The following is an 18,845-nucleotide window of genomic DNA, read 5'->3' as shown; positions in this document are numbered from 1 at the left end:
CCCGACCTGATCCTTTCGTACGGCGCATGACCTGACGCCGTACGAAAGGTGCTCTACAGATGGCATGGATCCGCCTGCCGGCGGCGATATCGACCGTACTGGTGGTGACGATCGGAGGTGTATCGCCCGTCTCGGCCGAACCCGGCCCGAAAGACGCGGCGGGGTTCACCGACGCGGACAGGGCGGTTTCCGCCACGGTGCGACTGCTGACCGGCGACCGTGTGACCGTGACCCCGCTGCCCGGTGGTCGCCGTACCGCATCGGTGCAGCCCGGCCCCGGTCGGGAACACATCTCCTTCCGGACGTTCGAGGGGGACGACAAGGCACTGACGGTGCTGCCCTCCGACGCCGAGGCCCTGGTGACGGCGGGCACGCTGGACCGCCGGCTGTTCGATGTGACCGCCCTCATCTCGGAGGGCTACGACGAGGCCCATTCGCGCACCCTCCCGCTGATCGTCTCCTCCGAGCCGTCGCCGGACGGGACCAAGGGGGCCGCGCGGGCGGCGCAAACGGCCGCGGCCACCGCCGACCGGCTGGTGGGATACAAGGCGCCCAAGACCGCCGCCCGCGATCTCAGCAGCATCGACGCCCGGTCGCTGCACGTCGCCGGTGCCGACCTGGGCGGATTCTGGAAGACGCTGACCACGAACGGGACCACGGACGTCTCCCGTGCCGCGGTCACCCCCCGCGTCTCCCTGGACGGCAGGGTCAAGGCCGTGCTGGACCGCAGCACGACACAGATCAACGCCCCCACCGCGTGGAAGGCGGGCTACGAAGGCCAGGGCGTCAAAGTGGCCGTGCTCGACACCGGTGTCGACGCCGGCCATCCCGACCTTGCCGGGCGCATCGCGGACGCGAAGAACTTCGCGGGCGGCACCGGCACGAACGACGTCTTCGGTCACGGCACGCACGTCGCCTCGATCGTCGGCGGCACGGGCGCCGCGTCCTCGGGGACCCGGCGCGGTGTCGCGCCGCGAAGCGACCTGCTGGTCGGCAAGGTCCTGGGGGACGACGGCTACGGCAGCGAGTCGGCGGTCATCGACGGCATGGAGTGGGCGACCGCCCAGCACGCCAAGGTCGTCAACATGAGCCTGGGTTCGGACGGCGCGACCGACGGCACCGATCCCATGAGTCAGGCCGTGAACACCCTGACCGCCTCCACCGACACCCTCTTCGTCGTCGCGGCGGGCAACGCGGGCCAGTCCGGGCCGACCACGGTCGGGTCCCCGGGCGCGGCCGACGCCGCGCTGACCGTGGGCGCCGTCGACCGCGACGACTCCCTCGCGCCGTTCTCCAGCCGCGGCCCCCGCCTCGGCGACGGAGCGGCGAAGCCCGACGTGACCGCCCCCGGTGTCGACATCGTCGCGGCCCGGGCGTCGGGGACCAGCATGGGCAAGCCGATCGACGCGGACTACACCGCCGCGTCCGGCACGTCGATGGCGACCCCGCACGTCGCCGGTGCCGCCGCGCTGCTGGCCCAGCAGCACCCGGGCTGGGGCGCCCAGCAGCTGAAGGACGCCCTGATCAGCACGTCGCGCACGGTGTCCGGCACCAAGGTGACCGAGCAGGGCGGCGGCCGCATCGACCTGGCCACGGCCATGGGTCCGGTGACCGCCACCGGTTCCCTGATCCTGCCGACGGTCGAGGCCCGTGCTGCGGGGCGGCAGCAGACGACCACCGTGCACTACACCAACACCGGTGACCGTCCCCTGAAGCTCACTCTGGCGGTCAAGCTGACGACCGACTTCGGGCGCGCTCTCGCCGACGGGGTGGTTCGTCCCGGCTCCGACTCGGTGGAGCTGGCGCCCGGTGCCACGACCGACGTGCCGCTGCAGATCGACGCGGCGAACGCCGCGCGCGGCCTGTACTACGGGTACGTCACCGCCACGTCGGCCGACGGCACCGTGCTGGCCCACACCACGCTGTCCCTGCTGGTGCGCGGCAAGCAGCACCGGCTCACCGTGGTGTACCGGGGCCGTGACGGCCGGGTCGTTCCCGGCGCACTGCCGAACATCTGGGGTGCCACCGACTTCGGCAACGGATTCGTCGACTACACGGACAGAGCCGCGGGTGTCGCTGTCGTCGAGGAGGGCACCTACAGCCTCAACTCCGGCTTCTACGATCGGGCCGCCGACGGGTTCGAAGCGGGCGAGGTCGTCAACCCCGAGGTGAAGGTCACCAAGGACATGACGGTGACGCTGAGCGCGGCCGACGTCACCGAGGTGAAGATCCGTACGCCTCGCCCCGCCGAGCAGCGAGGCATCCTCAGCGACATGTTGTACCGCCGCATCGACGGCCGTGGCCTGATCCAGGGTCACATGATGTTCGACGAGGTGAAGCGTCTGTACGTCAGCACCGTCGCCCCGGTCACCGACGGCACGTTCGAGTTCCACTCGCGCTGGCAGATGGTGGCCCCCCAGCTGCGGGCGCAGATCTCCGGCGGGCGACTGGGGCTCAGCCCCTACTACGAGCAGAACTCCGCCGTCTTCGACGATCAAGGCGCACACCTGACCGCCGTGGACGCCGGCACATCGGCGGAACCCCGCTTCCGTGGCACGCGCGGCAAACTGGCCGTCGTACGCGTCCAGTCCATCGCCGACGACACCAGGGCTCTCGCACAGGCCGCGGCGGCGGACGGGGCCAAGGGCCTCCTGCTGGTGTGGCCGGAGGACGAACCCTCCTGGACGAGATGGCAGCCGAACGGCGTGCGGACGGCGGTGCCCGCCATGCGCGTCTCCTTCGACGAGGGGACGGCACTGCTGAAGCGGGTCGCGAAGGGCACCACAACGGTGGACTTCTCCGGCACGGTGCGCAGCCCCTACCTCTACGACGTGATGCAGGTCTCCAACGGCTCCATACCCAAGAACCTGGTCCACACCGTCTCCGAGCGCAACACCGCCGAGGTCGGCGTCACTTACACCCGCACGGGTGCCACTCAGTGGGCGAGCGAGCAGCGCTTCGGGTGGAGGCCGTACCAGGACACCGCCTGGAACCAGTACAGCCGCTACGTGCCGACGGGCCGGGAACGCGTCGAGTACGTCAGCAGCGGGGACACCCTGTGGAGCCACACCGTGCGCCACAAGGTCGCCGACGAGCCCGACGAGCCACTGCGGGTCGGCATGCGGGACACCCCCCACACCTACCGCCCCGGCCAGCATGCGACGGAGCGGTGGTTCGCGGGACCGGTCCGCCCGTCGATCCCGCGCGGTGCGGCCTGGCCGTCGGTACGCGAGGGCAACACGCTCTCGGTGTTCGTTCCCGAGTTCACCGACTCCGGCGCGACCCACTACGCGTACGCCGAGGCTCCGCCCTTCGGCGGTCTCGGCCAACCCGACACGGCCACAGCGACGTTGTACCGGAACGGACAGCAGATCGCCGAGTCCGACTACGGCGCGTGGGGTGACATCGAAGTGCCCGCGGGCAGCGCCGAGTACCGGCTCGACCTGACCACCGGCCGCGACTCGGACGACTGGAGCTTCGGCCCGTCCACCCGTACGTCGTGGACGTTCCGCTCGGAGTCCGCCGCTCAGAAGTCCCTGCTGCCGCTGCTCCAGGTCGACTACTCCGTACCGGTCGACGCCCGGAACGCGGTGAGCCGGGCCCGCAAGCAGCAACTCGGCCTGACCGTCCGGATGCAGGACGGCATGGCGGCACCCCGTGGGGTGACGCTGAAGGTCGAGACGTCCTACGACGACGGGCGGACCTGGGCCACCGCAGCGACCACGGCCCGCAAGGGCAATGGTTTCACCGCCGTCGTGGAGCGCCCGGCCCGCGTGCACGCGGACGCGTACGTGACGCTGCGCGTGACCGCGCAGGACGCCTCCGGCCACACCGTCCGGCAAACCGTGGACCGCGCCTTCCTGCACCCCGGCGCACGGTGATCCCGACGGCGGGTCGTCCTTCCTGAATGTGCGGTGGGTGCCGGAGTTCGTGACTACGGCACCCACCGCACAGTGCCCGGCACCCCTTATAGTTCTGACCTCAATGATCAACGTGGTCCACACCTGTGTGCGAACCCGGCTCGGCCAGGAGGAACCTGCATGCTAGAGGCAGCCGGCCTCACAGCGGTCGAGGAGACCGTCTACCGCCTCCTGATCACCACCACCACGGCCTCGTCCGACGAGATCGCCTCACAGACCGGACTCGCGCCCGGCCAGGCCCAGGGCATCCTCGCGGCGCTCGCCACCAAGGGTCTCGCCAGTCCCACCGACCGGCAGCCACGACACTTCACCGCGTCACCGCCCGACGTGGCCCTGCTGCCACGGCTGCAACGCAACGCCGACGCCCTCGACCAGGCCCGCTCCGCCGTCACCGACCTGCTGGAGACCTACCGCAGCACCCGGCGCCGACAGGACGCGGGGCAGCTCATCGAAGTCATCACCGGCGCGAGCGCGCTGCGCCAGCACCTGCGCCAACTCCAGGACAACGCACGCCACGAAATGCTCTGGTTCTGCAAGGCCCAGTACGTCGCCATGCCGTCGGGGAGCAACCGCGCCGAGTTCGACGCCCTCGCGCGAGGGGTCCGCTATCGCGCTCTGTACGAGCGGGCTTTCTTCGACGACGAAGGAGCCATTGACAACGTTATCGATGGAGTCCGCGCAGGTGAGATCGCGCGCTCCGTCCCCCACCTCCCGCTCCGGCTCGCCGTCGCCGACCGGAGGATCGCCATATGCCCCTTGGTGCCGGGCGGCCCTCAGGGCAGTCCCAGCGAACCCACGGCGGCCCTGCTGCGCGAAAGCAGCCTGCTGGACGCGCTGACGGCTCTGTTCGAGCGGTACTGGGAGGACGCGGTACCGCTGCACGTCAGCAGTTCCGGCACCGTCGACGACACCAGCGACACGGCCCCGTTGTCCGAGACCGACCGCAAGTTGCTCTCCCTCCTCGTCGCGGGCATCGCCGACAAGGCCATCGCCAGCCAGATGGGTCTGAGCCGTCGCACGGTCCAGCGTCACATCCAGCACATGATGACTCTCGCCGGCGCCGCGACACGCATGCAGCTCGCCTGGCAGGCGGCACGCCGCGGCTGGCTGTAGCCGAGAGAGTCCGCCGGCCGGGCCGATCACACGCGTCGGCGGGGCACCCTCGTCACAAGTCCCCCATGGTGGCGGCCACTCCGGGCAGTACGGAGCGGGCCGGGGCCCGCATGCCGTCCAGGAACAGCTGTAGATGGCGGTGCACGAAACGGTCGATGCCACGGCAGGCGATGCCCGGCAGCGGCCGGGTGAGCTGGCTGAGCGCGATCATCAGGTCGCCGAACTCGACGTCGGGGCGCAGCTGTCCGGCCTCGCGGGCACGCGACATCAGCACCGTGACGAGGTCGGTGAACCGATCGCGGGCGGCGATGAGGTCGGGTTGGCCGGGGTCGAAACCCTCGGAGAACAGCAGGCGCAGTGCGCCGATCCGTTCGTCGGCGGCGAAGTGCGCGAAGCCGCTGAGCGTCGCGAAAGCGTCGCCGCCTTCGGCGAGCGCCCGCTCGGCCCACTCCGAGGTGCGGTCCATCACCGCGCAGACGACCGCGCGTGCGAGGGCGTCGCGGTCGGGGAAGTTCCGGTACAGCGTGGCGTTGCCGACACCTGCGCGGCGCGCGATCTCGTCGAACGGCACCCCGGAACCGGACTCGACGAACATCTCGCGGGCGGCGGCGACGATCCGCTCCCGGTTGCGCAGGGCATCGGCGCGCGGCCGGGCCACTCGACGCTCCACAGGCGTGGTGGTGTTCATGTCGCGCTCCTCGGCATCGCTGGAAGTCGGCGCCCAGAAGTCGGTGCCTGGACGGACCGTATGCGATCCGGGACTCACTCCCTCACCTCGCCCCCGGCCGGACACTCACCGGCCGAAGACCGGCCGACGGGCGTCCGGCCGGGGCACTGTGGCTCACAGGCACCACCGGACGAGCCATTCGCCGGCGGAGTACCTGTCCTTCGCGGGATCCGGGGCCCCGGCGGGCCGCTCTTCGACCATCTCCTCGACACGGATGCGCCTCGGTAGTTCGCCGAAGCGCGTACGGCGGGCCGCCTCGGCCGGATCGGCGCTCTGCCGTGTGGGCTCCACCGCGGTCTCGCCTCAGGAGGTCGGCGCGGTGCCGGCAGAACGCCGACGGGTCATGCGGGGACGCAACGCGAGCAGGACCGCCGCGACACCGGCCCAGAGGGCGAGGGTGATCACGGGCACTGCCGCGTGGGAGCCGTCGAAGTAGCTCAGGTCGGTGATGGTACGGACGGCCGCGCCGGGAGGCAGCAGCGCGGAGACGGCGTGGGCTGCGGAGGGCAGCAGATCGGCGCCGACGCTGGCGCCGCTCGTGGCGTTGCCCACGGTGAGGAGCAGCAGGGTGGAGACGGGCACTCCGATCGGCCCGAGGTAGGTGCCGAGGAGCTTGGTGGTGAAGGCGGCGGCGGCCGCCAGCAGGGTGAGCGTGGCTGTCAGCGGGAGGAGCGGGGCCGGGACGGCACCCATGACGGGTCCCGCGATGATCGCGGCGACGGTACCGATGGCGAGGGAGGCGCCGCCCAGCAGCCAGAACCGATGCCGCAGGTGAAGGACGTTCGCCAGGACCAGCGCGTTCGAGCCGAGGACGAAGCCGGCCAGGGTCACGCCGAACGCCATGTAGAAACCGGCCAGCCCGCGGGCGTCGTACCGGGTCAGCGGCACGACGTCCTCGGTGACGACGTGCCTGCCCGCTCCATGGGCGTAGGCGCCCACGAGGTTCTTCACCGCGGAGGTGGTGGACGTTCCCGCGGCTCCGGCGATCTCCAGGCGCAGACGGTCCGGGCCGTCGACGCTGAGCGCGGCGACGACGTCATGACGCTGCACGGCGTCGCGCGCCGCCGGTGCGTCGGCCATCGGGTGCACGTCGACGGTGTCGCCGAGGGCCTGACGTATCTCGTGCGAGAGGCGGGGTCCGCTGACGGCGAGGGGGACACCATGGGGCTGGGGATCACGTTGCAGGCCGACGTAGCAGCTGACGAAGGCGGCCACGACGACGAGGGCGATGAGCGTCGGCTGAAGCCAGGCTCTGACCGGCGGCCGGCCTGCGGCCCGGTGGGACCGTGCCGTGGGGGCCTCGGCAGCGGCATGCGAGGTCAGTTCACGCGCGGGAGCGGATCCGGGGGACGTTTCCATGGGGATGCTTTCTTATGAGGGCGGGGCTCGCGAGACGGTCCGGATGGCACCGCGACGCTATTAGGAGCATATGCTCCTAATGGTCGGATCGCAAGACCGGCCGACATGCTCGCCCGGGGCCTGCATGCGACGGACGCCGAGCCTGTCGCTTTTACGAGCATCTCCTCGTATCATGGACGGGAGAACCTCGGAGGACATCATGAACACCGCACCAGTGAACCCCGGCGACTTGTGCAACAACCTGGCCCTGCGGAAGGCCGCCCGCTACCTCGGCGCGACCTACGACAAGGCCCTGGCCCCCGCCGGTCTTCGCGCGACGCAGTTCAGCATCCTGCAACGGCTCGCCTCGGAGGGGGAGATGACGATCACCAGCCTCGCCGAGGCGATCGCCATGGACCGCACGACGATGGCCTCCAATCTGAAGCCACTCGCCCGCGAAGGCCTCGTGACGGTCGAGACGTCGGCGGCCGACAGGCGTGCACGGATCGCCGCCATCACGCCGGACGGCCTCGACCGTATGAAGACGGCACTGCCCCTGTGGCGAGCCGTGCAGAATCAGTTCGAAGTGAGCTTCGGCAGCGACGAGGCGGCCCGACTGCGTGGTGCCCTCGAAGCGGTCCGCGACACCGGTTTCGAGCCCTGGGCCGAGTAGCGGACGGCCACCCCGGCGGCGCCGGGAGGGCGCCCGCGGCCACGCCGCCTCTGCCGGGCCACGGCCGGCTCAGCCGAACCGCACGTCCTCGATGTCGATGGTGACGAGTTCGATGTCCTTCAGCACCACTCCGTCCTCACCGAGCGGGTACACACGCCGCTTGGTGGGGACCATGATCCCGCCGAACTCCTTGTAGTCGAAGCAGAAGTGCGCGGCCGGGCCCGCGTTGATGACCTCGGCCGTGTAGTCGTGCCGACGCAGGAGCCCGTCCTGGCCGAAGGAGAAGACCTGCTCCGGGCAATGGGTCGCGATGCGGTCGGGGAAGGTCACCTTCAGGCGGTTCCAGATCTCCCCGTCCACGTCCACCGGGGGCAGCTCCTCGGTCCGGAAGCCGGGAGAGCCGAAGGTGAAGGGCGACGTGAGATAGGTCCACATGGCATAGCCCGCGAAATAGGCGACGTGCAGCGAGTCCCACGGCGTCTCCAGCCCGTGTCCCGCGAACGCGGCCCGCGGGTCGTGCCGTTCCGCCGACACCTCACCGGCGTCACTCTCTATCGCCACCCGCTGGGCGGTCATCGAGGTGCGCAGACCGGGGCCGGTGAAGGGACGGTGGCTCACATGCTGCTCCCTCAGGTCGATGCGCACGGCGGCGCGATCGAGGATCCCCTCCTGCCCCTTCATCGCCCACAGGGCCCCGCCCGAGCGGAAGCGGGCGGTGACGGAGTCGTACCGCGCGAAGCGCGCCAGGCCTCCGTGGGCATCGATGACGGCAGTGGTGAGGTCACTCATGAACGTTGCTCCTTGGTGGTGCCGGAGAACCGGGCGGTCGGACTCCGCGCCGAACAGACCCGCTTCGGGATACGGCCGACTGTATGTGACCGGTCGTCTTACTTCAAGCGGTGATTCGTCCGCTCTGCGTCGACACTGCATTCACCGCGTCCGCTCGGCGTCAGCAGTGCGCCGCCGGCACGGATCACCACATGAGCCCTCCCGTACGGGTCAAGCGGTACGGACGGCGCGCTCAGGCCCCCGGCGGCCCAGTGGTAGGCTTTAAGACGATCGCCCACTTTGAATGACCAGGAGGCTGCCGATGGCCAGGCCGAGTCTGCGCGAGAACCTCATCGCAGCCGCTGTCGAACAGTTCCACGGCCGCGGCTACGCGGCGACGGGTGTGAAGGACATCACCGATGCGGCCGGCGCTCCCAAGGGGTCTTTCTACAATCACTTCAAGAGCAAGGAGGCCTTGGCGGTCGTCGCTCTTGAGCGGTACGGGGCGAGCCGCGGGCTGGGCAGCCTGCTCGACCCCTCGGTGCCGCCTCTGACCAGGCTTCGGCGGCACTTCGAGTTCCTGCGCGACGAGAACGTCGACGCCGAATTCAACCGGGGCTGTCTGGTCGGAGACCTCGCGGTCGAGGTCGCCGACCACAGCGAGGCCCTTCGCGCGTCGACCCGCAAGAGCTTCGAAGCCTGGGCCGAAGCGCTCGCGCATGCCATCGCCGACGCACAGAGGGCGGGCGATGTGTCCAAGGCCCTCGACTCCTCCACTCTGGCGGGCTTCGTACTCGCCTCATGGGAGGGAGCGTTGATCTCGGCCCGCACAGAACGCTCGGCCAAGCCGTTCGAGACGTTCTTCACCATCGTGTTCGGCGTGATCCTTCGCTGACGGGACCTCTCCCCCAAGGCGTCCGATCCCCCGACGCCCGCCGACCGGCGTGACGTTCGGCGCCGGCGTCTGCGACCGGCGCTAGAGCAGCGTCGTGACGGCGGTGCGCCGCAGGAACGCCTCGGCCCGGTCCCAGGACCAGCCGTTCTCGACCACCAGGGTGCGCCAGCCGGTGGGTCCGAACCAGAACCAGAGCAGGTCGGCCGTCTCCTCCACCGGACACGACGGCGGCGACGGCAGCGCGTGCAGGTGATGGGCGACGCACCGCAGCGCGTCCCGATAGGCGGCGGTGGCGCGCGCCCAGAGAGCTTCGCCGTTCTCGTGGGCGGGAAGCGCCTTGCGGATCGCCTCGTGGACGCTGAACTGCCCCTCATTGCCCCTGCGGGTACCGAGTGCCAGCGCTTCGAGCACCGCCTCACCCGTCTTCAGAGAGAGCATCTGCCGCACCGACCGCTCGTAGTCGGACGCGACGACGCCCTGGTCCACGATCTTGTCGAGAATGTCGCCCTTGCTACCGACGCTGGCGAAGACGGTCTTCGAGGCGACGCCGGCCGCCGAGGCGATGTCCGCCACGGTGACTCGGCCGTACCCGCGCTCGGCGAACAGGTCGGTGGCGCACTGCAGGATCAGCGCGCGGGTCTGGGCGGCGGCCTGCTCACGCAGGGGGGAGACGTAGGCGCGCTTGGGAGACACGCCGCCATCGTATCGACGGCGATCCAGAACATGGTTTCCCTATTCATTAGGCTATGTATAACCTCAATATCAATCGACCTCGGAGATCATCCGGGCTGCCCTCTCAGGCCGCCGGTCCGACCTCGATGCCGCACACCAGCGCTTTACAGACGAAAGGCACAGCCGCCATGGGAATGGACGCCACAGCCCTGGCCCACGGGCTCTTCCGGATCCTCGAATCGGGGGATCCGGACCTGGCCACCGAAGTGGTGCACGCGGACTTCCACAACCGCGAATCAGCCGTATCGCCCACGGCTTGCGCGATCCCCGGCCCGGCCGGTGTTCTCGCTTCGGGCGCCTGGATGCGCTCCGCCTTCAGCGACCTGCGCTTCCCGGTCCTGGGTGTCGCACACAACGACGACGAGGTCTGGGTGCGCCTGCGGATGCAGGGGCGCCACACGGGCGCGTTCGTCCTCTTCCGCGACGGGAGCCTCGACCGCGCCGTCCCTCCCACCGGACAGGAGATCGACTTCGAACAGATGCACGTCCTGGGTCTGCGCGACGGCAAGGTCGTCCGGCACGAAGCGGTGCGCGACGACATCACCATGCTCGGCCAGCTCGGCGTCTTCCCGCCGGCCCCGGGCACCGCACTGTCCATACTCGCCTGGCGGGCGACCGGACGCGCCACTCGTGCGGCGGCCCAGGTCTCGGCGCGGGCGGCCGAGGCGGCGGCGACGATGAAGCCCTGAACAGGCGCGGGCGGCAGGGCAGAAGCGTCCTGTCACCCGCGTGCACCACCCCCGCGGACCGGGGCTGCCGGATCGCGCCTGGGCCGGAGCCGCCGACGTCGCGCAGGCCGGAGCCCCGCTCGGACCGGAGTCGCCGGTGCATACGGAGACGGTCGGATCGCGCCTGGGCCGGAACTGCCGACGTCGCGGAGGCCGCCGAGTCCCGCTCGGACCGGAGCCGCCGGCACATACGGAGACCGCCGCCCCCTTGGACCAGAGCTGCCGGCGCGCGGCGCCCACCGCCCGCGGCCGGCGCCCGGCGCTCGAACCAGCCCACCCCTCGACCGCCGCTCCCCCGTCACCACTCCACCGGACACGCGCATTGTGACGCCCCTCACGCGTCACCCGTTTGACCAGTGACGCAATATCCGTCACCATTTGAACAGGTGACGCCGAGAGCGCTCCCTTCCAGGAACGCCTCGACGGCACAGGACAGGTCACCGTTCCCCACTTTCAAGAGGGCAAGTAATGACGCAGAGCTACACCGCCGCTGTGGACGTCACCGGAGAGGGCCGCAACGGCGGCCGGGTCAAGTCCAGCGACGGCCTCCTCGAAACCACGCTGGCCTACCCCAAGGAGCTCGGTGGATCCGGCACCGCCACCAACCCCGAGCAGCTCTTCGCCGCGGGCTGGGGCGCATGTTTCCTGGGGGCCGTACGCAAGGCCGCAGCGGACCGCAAGGTGAGGCTGACCGACACGAACATCAGCACCGAGATCACCCTGAACGAGGTCGACGGCTCCTTCAGCCTCTCGGCCACCCTCAACCTCGAACTCGGAGGCGTCGACCAGGACACGGCCACGGAACTCGCCCACGCGGCCCACCAGATCTGCCCGTACTCCAAGGCCACCCGCGGCAACATACCCGTGACCATCAACGCCACCGCCGTCTGACACCGTCACGGCATCGGCCTCCGAGGCCGGCCCTTTCGCCGAACCGGCATGCCCCACGCCTCACCCCCCGCGTGGGGCATGCTGCTGCTCAGGGCCCGCCGATCCGTCCAGTCGGCACCGACTTCGCACGGCTCACCGCTGGTTGCGCGGTCAGAGGTCCGTCACCAGGAGCCGGTACCCGACATCGACACTGTCGAGCGCGAGCAGGTCGGCGTGACGGCTGCGCCAACGGCCGGTCGCCAGGTCCTCGTCGAGCCGGGCCAGACCCGGGGCGAGGACGTCTTCTCCCGCCTGGGCGAACATGGAGATCCCGGCGCGCACCTGAGGGTCGAGGTAGGCGTGGGGACGGCGCCAGTACGCCGCGCCGAACCCGTCCGTGCAGTCGTGCGGGACGAGGACCCGCTCCCGGCGCGCGCCGCCGAGCAGAGCGGCCAGCCGGTCGATCGGGACGGCCCGGACGTCGTCGAGGGCGACAGCGTGCGGGAGGTACTCGCGTACGAGCCAGAACCGCTCGCGGAAGACCGGTTGGTCCCAGGTCAGGATGACGATGCGGCGGCGGGCGACCCGGCGGAGTTCCGCGATGCCGGCTTCGAGGTCGGTCCAGTGATGGACGGTCAGCACGGCCAGGACGGCATCGGCGGCGGCGGCGCGCAGCGGGAGCCGCTCGGCGACCGCGCACACGGCGGGTGCGGAACGGGGCGCGCGCTGGGCGAGCATGACGTGACTGGGCTCGATGGCGAGGACCGTCCGGGGTGGCTCGTAGGAGCCGGTGCCCGCGCCCACGTTGACCACGTCCGCGGCGTCCCCGAGCGCGGCGTGGATCTGTGCGGCGATCCGAGGATCGGGTTGCCGGGTCCGGCCGTACGTCGCGCCGAGCGTGTCATAGATGGCCATGTCCCTCAGTATGAGGAACTACCGGCATTGCGGGAGCGGTCCGTGCAGGGCCCGCCGCCACCGTCCTTCGGGTGCGGCGCCGGGACCGCCGTGGGCGCGATGCTCGTCCCCGGCGCCGGGGACGGGCCGCACCGACTGCGACGCACACCCCCGTACCGACGACAGGGTGGTGGACGGTCACCCACCGCGACCACCCACCACCCGGCTCGTGTGCCCCGGCCCGCCAGCGGAGGTACCGGAGCGCGTGGGACCAGTTCAGGAGCTGGTCCAGCATCGTGTTGAGCCCGTCGAGGTGAATGCCGCCGGGCCGGAACACGCTGAAGTTCTCGAAGTCGGTGAAGAGCGACAGCGCGACCTGGGAGCGCACGTCGGCCATCTGGAGTTCGCCCGCGACCAGGCGCAGGTGTTCCACCACGCGAGTGCCACCGGTCGAGCCGTGACTGACGAATCCGACCGCCTTGTTGTGCCACTCGGCATAGAGGAAGTCGATGGCGTTCTCCAGCACGCCGGACGTGGAGTGGTTGTACTCAGGGGTCACGAGAGTGAAAGACCCTGGCAACTGATTGACTAGTCAAGCAGAACATATTTGACACAGCAAGCACACCCCGGATCGGTGAGACGTATGTCTCTGTGCGGCGGACACGCCTCTCGGTGCGACCGGCACGCCGTCGCGGCTCATGGGGCGACGGGCGGGATGCGGGGCTGCTCGCTCGATCCTGCCGTCCAGCGGCCCCTGCGCGGCGTCACCCGCCGCCCGGTCCTCCGGCGGCGGCGAACACCCCGCGGGCACCACCACCGCGCGCAGGTGGCCGAACAGCGGTCGCAGCGCGTGCTCCAGGACGGGAGAGGGCGGTCGGCCCGCCCCACAGCCCTCGAACCGGCGAGTTCCACGCCAGGGGCAACGAAAAAATACTTGCTGTGCGTAGTAAATGCACAGGATGTTTCGCGCGACAAGTATACTTTCGGCATGTCTCGGCGACTCCGCCACCGGTGCCTGGACGGGTACGGTCCGGCTTCCGTCCCGATGCCGTGCCGTCCACCGGCAGCGCTTCCCGGCGCCTGAAACCGTATGCGGTACCCGGCCACGGCGAGGAAGGTGAACCTGCTTCAGGTGGCGACGCGTCGCAGAGCGGCCCCGAGCGCCTTGAGGTCCACGCCCTTCAGGTGGTCGAGGAAGTGGCGACGGACGGAAGCGAGATTGGTCGGCCACGCCTGCCGCAGTCGGGCGAGACCGAGGTCCGTGAGCGCCGCGTTCCAGCCCCTGCCGTCCTCCTCGCACTTGACCCGCTCGACGAACCCCTGGTTCTCCATCCGGCTCACGACGCGAGTCATTCCGCTCAGGGACATCTCGCAGGCGACCGAAAGGTCGCTCATCCTCAGGCGCCGGTACGGAGCCTCGGAGAGATGCACCATCGTCAGGTACTCGATGAGAGAGAGCCGCTGTTCCCGGACCATGTCGGCGTCCATGGCCCGGGGCAGGCTGTACATGACGCGACCGAGCGCCCGGATGACGGCCTCTTCGTCCGGAGACAAGGGCTCCACCGCCTCCGGGGACCGCGTGACGTCTGACATGACGCGCAGTTTACTTGCACAGCGAAGGAAATTGAACGGGCAATGTCGTCGTACTTTCGGAAACGGCACTCCGGGATTCCGGCACACACCTCGCCCGGCGCCTTCTCCGCCCGCCCTCCCCGAGCAGGCGCGGCTCGTCCCGCGGACCAAACCACGCAGACCGGCAGGGATCCACTCGACGTCGCTGTTCCGCCACATGAAACAGCCGCACACCATGGGTGACGGTGGACGGTCCTACGGAAACGCCGGCGCGAACACCCGGTGCGATCGGACTATTTCTCCTCCCCCGGCCATTTGGAGTGATGCCGCATCACCCATTCGCGGCGGACGTAGCCGGTGCGCATTCCCAGCCTGGCTTCCGGGTCCTGATGAGCCTTCCTCATATGACCGATCAGGACAAAGGTGATGCCCCACGCCAGGCAGTCGTGAACGAAAATCGCGCTGGTGCGGGAAATGAACGGGAGCCATCCCGTGAACCACATCAGCAGGCCGGTCGCCATCATCACCGCGACAGCGCCGGCGATCCAGCCCGCATAGATCTTCTGACCGGCATTGAATTTGCCGGCCGGACGCGCCGTCGGCGACTTGAGCCGTCTCCGGGCCGCGCGCAGCCACTGCCGGTCGTAGGGCGCGAACCGGTTGAGGCGGCGCAGGTCGGCGCGGAAGGCGGGTGAGAGCAGGCCGAGCAGCGAGGGAAGCGGCAGCAGGATGCCCGACCATTTGTGGACGGTGATCATGAGGTAGCGCCGCCCGACCAACTGGGCGACAGGCCCCAGATACAGGCATGCCGCGGTCACCAGGCACACCAGCATCAGCCATCCCGTGGCACGGTGCACGAGCCGCTCGGCACCGGTGAACCGCTGGACCTTGCCGGCCGGTTCAGGACGCCGCGTCGCCGCGCCGGTCGGCTCCGTCGAGCCAGCCGTCGACCGCATATCCGCGCTCCTCCCAGTATCCGGGCACAACTTTGTCGGTGACCGAGACCCCGGACAGCCACTTGGCCGACTTGTAGAAATACATGGGGGCCACATAGAGGCGGACAGGGCCGCCGTGCTCATGGGTCATGGGCTTGTCCTGCATGTCCAGGGCGACCAGGACGTCGTCGCGTCGCGCCTGCTCCAGGGTGAGACTCTCGGTGTACGCACCGTCGAAGCACGTGAAGCGAACGGCCTTGCCCTCAGGACGGACTCCGGCGGCTTCCAGGAGGTCCCAGAGCCGCACTCCGGAGAAGGGCGTGCCGTCCACACGCCAGCCGTCGGTGCACAGCACGTCGTGGACGATCCGCTTCTGCGGGAGCGCACGAAGGTCCGGAAGTGTATAGCTCTTGGGCCGGTCGACCAGCCCGTCGATCCGCAGCTCGTAGTTGGTCGCGTCCTTGCGCGGCACGGAACCGACGACGCTGTAGTACCGGAATCCTCCGGGATTCGGCAGCAGCCCCGACAGTCCGGTCGAGTCGACCTGGGAAGCAGTGCTCAGGACTTTTTCCCAGCCGCTCTGCAGATAGGGAGCGGCGGCAAGTGCCGCGCCGCCCGCGGCCATCATGCCCAGCATCGCCCGCCGCCCCACGGGGGTGCCTCCGGTCGAGGCCTTCGACCGCTTTGCCATGTTCACCAGTCCTTCGGTGTTGTGGGGGGTCTCGGCAAACCACCGCGCGACGCCCGGGACGTCGACGCGGCGGCGGGCATGCGGTGTCGGCACCGGCTGGGCCTTCGCCCCCGAGTCGTCACCTGTTGAACAGGTGGCTCTGATCGTGGCAAAGAGTTTGTCACCTGTCAAACAGGTGACGTGACAGTCCGAGTGGGCATGGGCACACGCTCCGAGCGGCCCGGACCGACGTAAGACGACCGATCGTCTTATCGAGCGTAACCGAGTCCTGGCGTTCGGGTGGGACGCCGACTGGGCCCTCCCCTGCGGGAGCGACCACGGACCCACGCGCCGAGGGCCCGCACGCGCCCACGTCCGCGCCGGACTAGGACGCCACCTTGAGAGGGGACGCGCCGGCCAGGGGCGGCATCACCACACTCCCGGGCTCGACCAGGCCGCTCTCGTAGGCGAAGGCGATCAGCTGACCCCTGTCACGCGCACCGACTTTGCTCAGCATGCGACTGATGTGCGTCTTGACCGTGAGCGGGCTGAGCCGGAGAGCGCCGGCGAGAGCCGCGCTGTCGTATCCCCCCGCCAGCAGCTGGAGCACCTGCAGCTCTCGGGGTGTGAACGTCGTCTCGACGACGGGGCGTACGTCACTGTTCCTCGACGGGCAGGCCGACAGGGCACTGTCCAGGGTGACCGTGAAACCGCCGGCGAGGACCGTCTCCACCGCACCGACCAGTTGCGGTGCGGTGGCGTGGGCGCCGAGGAGGCCCGTCGCGCCCGCCCGCAGTGCCGCGTCGACGTCCTGGCCGCCTTCCGCGCCGAACACGACGACGCGGGCTCTGGCGGCGACGAAGTGAACGAGTCGGGCGAACTCGTCGTGGCGGCTCCGGATCGAGCGGTCGAGGACGACGACGTCAGGCTCGTGATCATCCAGGAGGAGAAGCAGCTCGTCGGCGTCTACGGCTTCGCCGAGGACCTGACTGCCGGAGAGCCGCCCGATGACAGTGGCGAGCGCCGCACGTACGAGTCTCGGCCCGCCGGCGAGCATGACCGTACTCATGGGCACCTCTTCTCCCGCTCGGGGGCCAGGTGTGAACGGCCGGGAAGGCACAGGGATGGCGCTCGACACACCACCCGCGCCGCCGGCCAGGGAGATGTGTCCGGAAGTGGCTCGCACCGCTCGCCCCGCTACGCGGCAGCGACGACGGGGCGGCGGTGCCTGCCGTGCCCGGGAAGCCCGCAATCGGGCAGGCGCTCGGATGCCGCCCGTCCCCGGTATCGCCCCTTCACCGGGTCGTCGAGGGTCGAGGGCCACACGGCGGCGTCCGCCGGGGTTTCGGCTTGCGCCCGGTTCACAGTGGTCTCTCCACCGCGCTCCACACGGGCGATTCCGGTCTTGCTCATGATGACTCTCCTCCGTTCCGAAGCATGTAATTTCTCCTTCAACTACATGCTCGCGAGAGAAGTAGACACGAATATGCTTGACGAGTCAAGTATCGCCAGGTGTCCACGTCACGTCGTCGACCACGCCGCCAGGCCCGGTGTACGGGCCTGGAGACGTGGACATGGAGGAGTCCGCCCCTACCGGGGCCGCGCGCCTAGGGGGCGCCGGGCCTGGCCGGAGCGTCGTGCGCATGGATCAGCCGGCCCTGACGGAGTATCCGCAGGGCCGAACTCGTGCCCGCTGGGCCGCTGTCGTGCGGTCAGCCCTCCGTGCGCGCGGGCAGCCGCCATCCCGGACGCGGGAAGTGGCAGGTGTAACCGTCCGGGTACCGCTCCAGGTAGTCCTGGTGCTCGGGCTCGGCCTCCCAGAAGGGGCCGACCGGCTCGACCTCGGTGACGACCTTGCCGGGCCACAGCCCTGAGGCGTCCACGTCCGCGATGGTGTCCTCGGCGATTCGCTTCTGCTCGTCGTCCACGTAGTAGATCGCCGAACGGTAGCTCAGACCCATGTCGTTGCCCTGGCGGTTCTTGGTGCTCGGGTCGTGGATCTGGAAGAAGAGCTCCAGGATCTGACGGTAGTCGGTCTTCTCGGGGTCGAAGAGGATCTCAATGGCCTCCGCGTGCGTGCCGTGGTTGCGGTACGTCGCGTTGGGCACGTCACCCCCGGTGTATCCGACCCGGGTCGCCGTGACGCCCGGGTGCCGGCGGATCAGGTCCTGCATCCCCCAGAAACAGCCTCCCGCCAGCACGGCCCTCTGCGTCTGCGCTGCCATTTCGGCCCCTCCAATATCTGTCGTACCGGTCACCGGGGCCGCTCGGCTCGTACACCGCCGACGACCCCTGGTCTCTCGGCTTCATCAGCGCATTCGAGCCCTCAGCAATTCCTTGCACGGTCGTGAGGCCGCGGACACCCACCCGCGTTTCGCGTCACGACGCCTGATCTGACGCACGGCGACCGCGTGAGGCCCGTCCGTGACCGGCGGTTCGCGATCCCGCACCACCCGGTCTGCGCGCGGCATCGCGGCCACGTCGGAGAGCAGGGGCCCCGCGGTGAGCGGCGAAAGGGCTCTGGGTGCCGCTGATGTGCTGGAGCAGTATCGTGAAGACGTCTTTCCACCGCCACATCTCCACCGCCCGATTCCGAGAGCGGATACGCGACGCCTGTGGAGTCCCGTCCTATTCGGAGCTGGTCGGTTTCGCGCACCTTCCCCGCACCACAGGCCAGGACATGCGCAAGAGCGCGAGGGCACGAACGTCCTGGCCTCAGGGCGCCTCCGGACCGGCCGGCAGTCCTGCGCGGCGGCCTTCGCGTGAGCCGGCCCCGCTCCCTGCGTTGAACGACAGGAGAGGAATCCATGTCCGTGACCTTCGCTTCGACGGACGAACTGGCCGAGGCCCTCAGCCGTGCGGAACAGGCCCACGGGCGCTTCGAGCAGACACTCGGGCACCGGGACGAGGACTGGCCGCGCTGGTACGCGCGCTTCATGGAGGGAGAGCAGACCTCGGAGGGCGGTGCGGCCTCGGACGGTTCCGGCGGGTGATCGCCGGGCACAGGGCC

At 69.8% G+C, this 18,845-nt stretch carries 20 protein-coding genes; 7 read left to right on the top strand and 13 right to left on the bottom strand.

The features are described from left to right. The first annotated feature begins 59 nt into the window (after window positions 1–59). Together H305_RS0107595 and H305_RS0107590 are read left to right on the top strand one after the other, a co-directional pair. The gene (locus H305_RS0107595) at window positions 60–3,881 is read left to right on the top strand and encodes a S8 family serine peptidase (RefSeq protein WP_028799875.1); all 3,822 of its coding nucleotides are present in this window, start codon (window positions 60–62) and stop codon (window positions 3,879–3,881) included. A 159-nt stretch (window positions 3,882–4,040) separates the two neighbouring features. Then, window positions 4,041–5,033, top strand: a complete 993-nt coding sequence (locus H305_RS0107590; protein WP_028799874.1) for a LuxR C-terminal-related transcriptional regulator — start codon at window positions 4,041–4,043, stop codon at window positions 5,031–5,033. 52 nt (window positions 5,034–5,085) lie between these two features. Here H305_RS0107590 and H305_RS0107585 read toward each other — a convergent pair whose 3' ends face one another. The 3 genes from H305_RS0107585 to H305_RS0107575 form a co-directional block, all read right to left on the bottom strand. Continuing rightward, window positions 5,086–5,721 (bottom strand): TetR/AcrR family transcriptional regulator, encoded by a 636-nt coding sequence (locus tag H305_RS0107585; protein WP_028799873.1) that lies wholly within the window; start codon window positions 5,719–5,721, stop codon window positions 5,086–5,088. Window positions 5,722–5,874: 153 nt separating this feature from the next. Beyond that, window positions 5,875–6,051 carry a hypothetical protein gene (locus H305_RS53945; RefSeq protein ID WP_199791356.1) on the bottom strand — a complete coding sequence of 59 codons (177 nt, stop codon included), beginning with the start codon at window positions 6,049–6,051 and terminating at the stop codon, window positions 5,875–5,877. A 12-nt stretch (window positions 6,052–6,063) separates the two neighbouring features. Further along, window positions 6,064–7,119: a hypothetical protein gene (locus tag H305_RS0107575; protein ID WP_028799872.1), complete on the bottom strand. Its 1,056-nt coding sequence runs from the start codon at window positions 7,117–7,119 to the stop codon at window positions 6,064–6,066. 199 nt (window positions 7,120–7,318) lie between these two features. On the opposite strand from H305_RS0107575, the gene H305_RS0107570 reads away from it, so the two are divergent. Then, a complete protein-coding gene (locus tag H305_RS0107570; protein ID WP_028799871.1) occupies window positions 7,319–7,771 on the top strand; it encodes a MarR family winged helix-turn-helix transcriptional regulator in 453 nt (150 codons plus the stop codon). Window positions 7,772–7,840: 69 nt separating this feature from the next. Here the strand turns inward: H305_RS0107570 and H305_RS0107565 are convergent, their stop codons facing one another. Beyond that, window positions 7,841–8,560 (bottom strand): hypothetical protein, encoded by a 720-nt coding sequence (locus H305_RS0107565; RefSeq protein WP_028799870.1) that lies wholly within the window; start codon window positions 8,558–8,560, stop codon window positions 7,841–7,843. 301 nt (window positions 8,561–8,861) lie between these two features. On the opposite strand from H305_RS0107565, the gene H305_RS0107560 reads away from it, so the two are divergent. Continuing rightward, a complete protein-coding gene (locus H305_RS0107560; protein WP_028799869.1) occupies window positions 8,862–9,434 on the top strand; it encodes a TetR/AcrR family transcriptional regulator in 573 nt (190 codons plus the stop codon). An 81-nt stretch (window positions 9,435–9,515) separates the two neighbouring features. On the opposite strand, the gene H305_RS0107555 is transcribed toward H305_RS0107560, so the two are convergent. Beyond that, the gene (locus H305_RS0107555) at window positions 9,516–10,127 is read right to left on the bottom strand and encodes a TetR/AcrR family transcriptional regulator (protein WP_028799868.1); all 612 of its coding nucleotides are present in this window, start codon (window positions 10,125–10,127) and stop codon (window positions 9,516–9,518) included. A 167-nt stretch (window positions 10,128–10,294) separates the two neighbouring features. On the opposite strand from H305_RS0107555, the gene H305_RS0107550 reads away from it, so the two are divergent. Continuing rightward, on the top strand, window positions 10,295–10,855 hold the full coding sequence (locus H305_RS0107550; RefSeq protein ID WP_028799867.1) for an ester cyclase: 561 nt from the start codon (window positions 10,295–10,297) through the stop codon (window positions 10,853–10,855). 507 nt (window positions 10,856–11,362) lie between these two features. Further along, window positions 11,363–11,785, top strand: coding sequence for an organic hydroperoxide resistance protein (locus H305_RS0107545; RefSeq protein WP_028799866.1), 423 nt, complete (start codon window positions 11,363–11,365; stop codon window positions 11,783–11,785). 150 nt (window positions 11,786–11,935) lie between these two features. On the opposite strand, the gene H305_RS0107540 is transcribed toward H305_RS0107545, so the two are convergent. The 8 genes from H305_RS0107540 to msrA form a co-directional block, all read right to left on the bottom strand. Then, window positions 11,936–12,679 carry a methyltransferase domain-containing protein gene (locus H305_RS0107540; RefSeq protein WP_028799865.1) on the bottom strand — a complete coding sequence of 248 codons (744 nt, stop codon included), beginning with the start codon at window positions 12,677–12,679 and terminating at the stop codon, window positions 11,936–11,938. Continuing rightward, entirely contained in the window at window positions 12,666–13,217 is a 552-nt protein-coding gene (locus H305_RS50240; protein ID WP_234020644.1) for an NADPH-dependent FMN reductase, read from the bottom strand. Before H305_RS50240 ends, H305_RS0107540 begins: the two co-directional genes overlap by 14 nt. A gap of 569 nt (window positions 13,218–13,786) precedes the next feature. Beyond that, window positions 13,787–14,251 carry a MarR family winged helix-turn-helix transcriptional regulator gene (locus H305_RS0107530; protein WP_028799864.1) on the bottom strand — a complete coding sequence of 155 codons (465 nt, stop codon included), beginning with the start codon at window positions 14,249–14,251 and terminating at the stop codon, window positions 13,787–13,789. 272 nt (window positions 14,252–14,523) lie between these two features. Beyond that, window positions 14,524–15,186: a cytochrome b/b6 domain-containing protein gene (locus H305_RS44850; protein WP_028799863.1), complete on the bottom strand. Its 663-nt coding sequence runs from the start codon at window positions 15,184–15,186 to the stop codon at window positions 14,524–14,526. Then, entirely contained in the window at window positions 15,131–15,856 is a 726-nt protein-coding gene (locus H305_RS0107520; RefSeq protein WP_028799862.1) for a molybdopterin-dependent oxidoreductase, read from the bottom strand. The genes H305_RS44850 and H305_RS0107520 overlap by 56 nt, the downstream gene beginning before the upstream one ends. A gap of 364 nt (window positions 15,857–16,220) precedes the next feature. Further along, window positions 16,221–16,904 (bottom strand): helix-turn-helix transcriptional regulator, encoded by a 684-nt coding sequence (locus H305_RS49260; RefSeq protein WP_051370417.1) that lies wholly within the window; start codon window positions 16,902–16,904, stop codon window positions 16,221–16,223. Between the two features lie 128 nt (window positions 16,905–17,032). After that, entirely contained in the window at window positions 17,033–17,248 is a 216-nt protein-coding gene (locus H305_RS53290) for a hypothetical protein (RefSeq protein ID WP_158690487.1), read from the bottom strand. 299 nt (window positions 17,249–17,547) lie between these two features. After that, a complete protein-coding gene (gene msrA, locus H305_RS0107510) occupies window positions 17,548–18,060 on the bottom strand; it encodes a peptide-methionine (S)-S-oxide reductase MsrA (protein ID WP_028799861.1) in 513 nt (170 codons plus the stop codon). A 582-nt stretch (window positions 18,061–18,642) separates the two neighbouring features. On the opposite strand from msrA, the gene H305_RS0107505 reads away from it, so the two are divergent. Next, window positions 18,643–18,828, top strand: coding sequence for a hypothetical protein (locus H305_RS0107505; RefSeq protein WP_028799860.1), 186 nt, complete (start codon window positions 18,643–18,645; stop codon window positions 18,826–18,828). Window positions 18,829–18,845: the final 17 nt, after the last annotated feature.

The organism is Streptomyces sp. 142MFCol3.1 (assembly GCF_000424945.1).
Taxonomy (GTDB): Bacteria; Actinomycetota; Actinomycetes; order Streptomycetales; family Streptomycetaceae; genus Streptomyces; species Streptomyces siamensis.
This window is presented reverse-complemented; position numbering and strand designations above follow the sequence as displayed.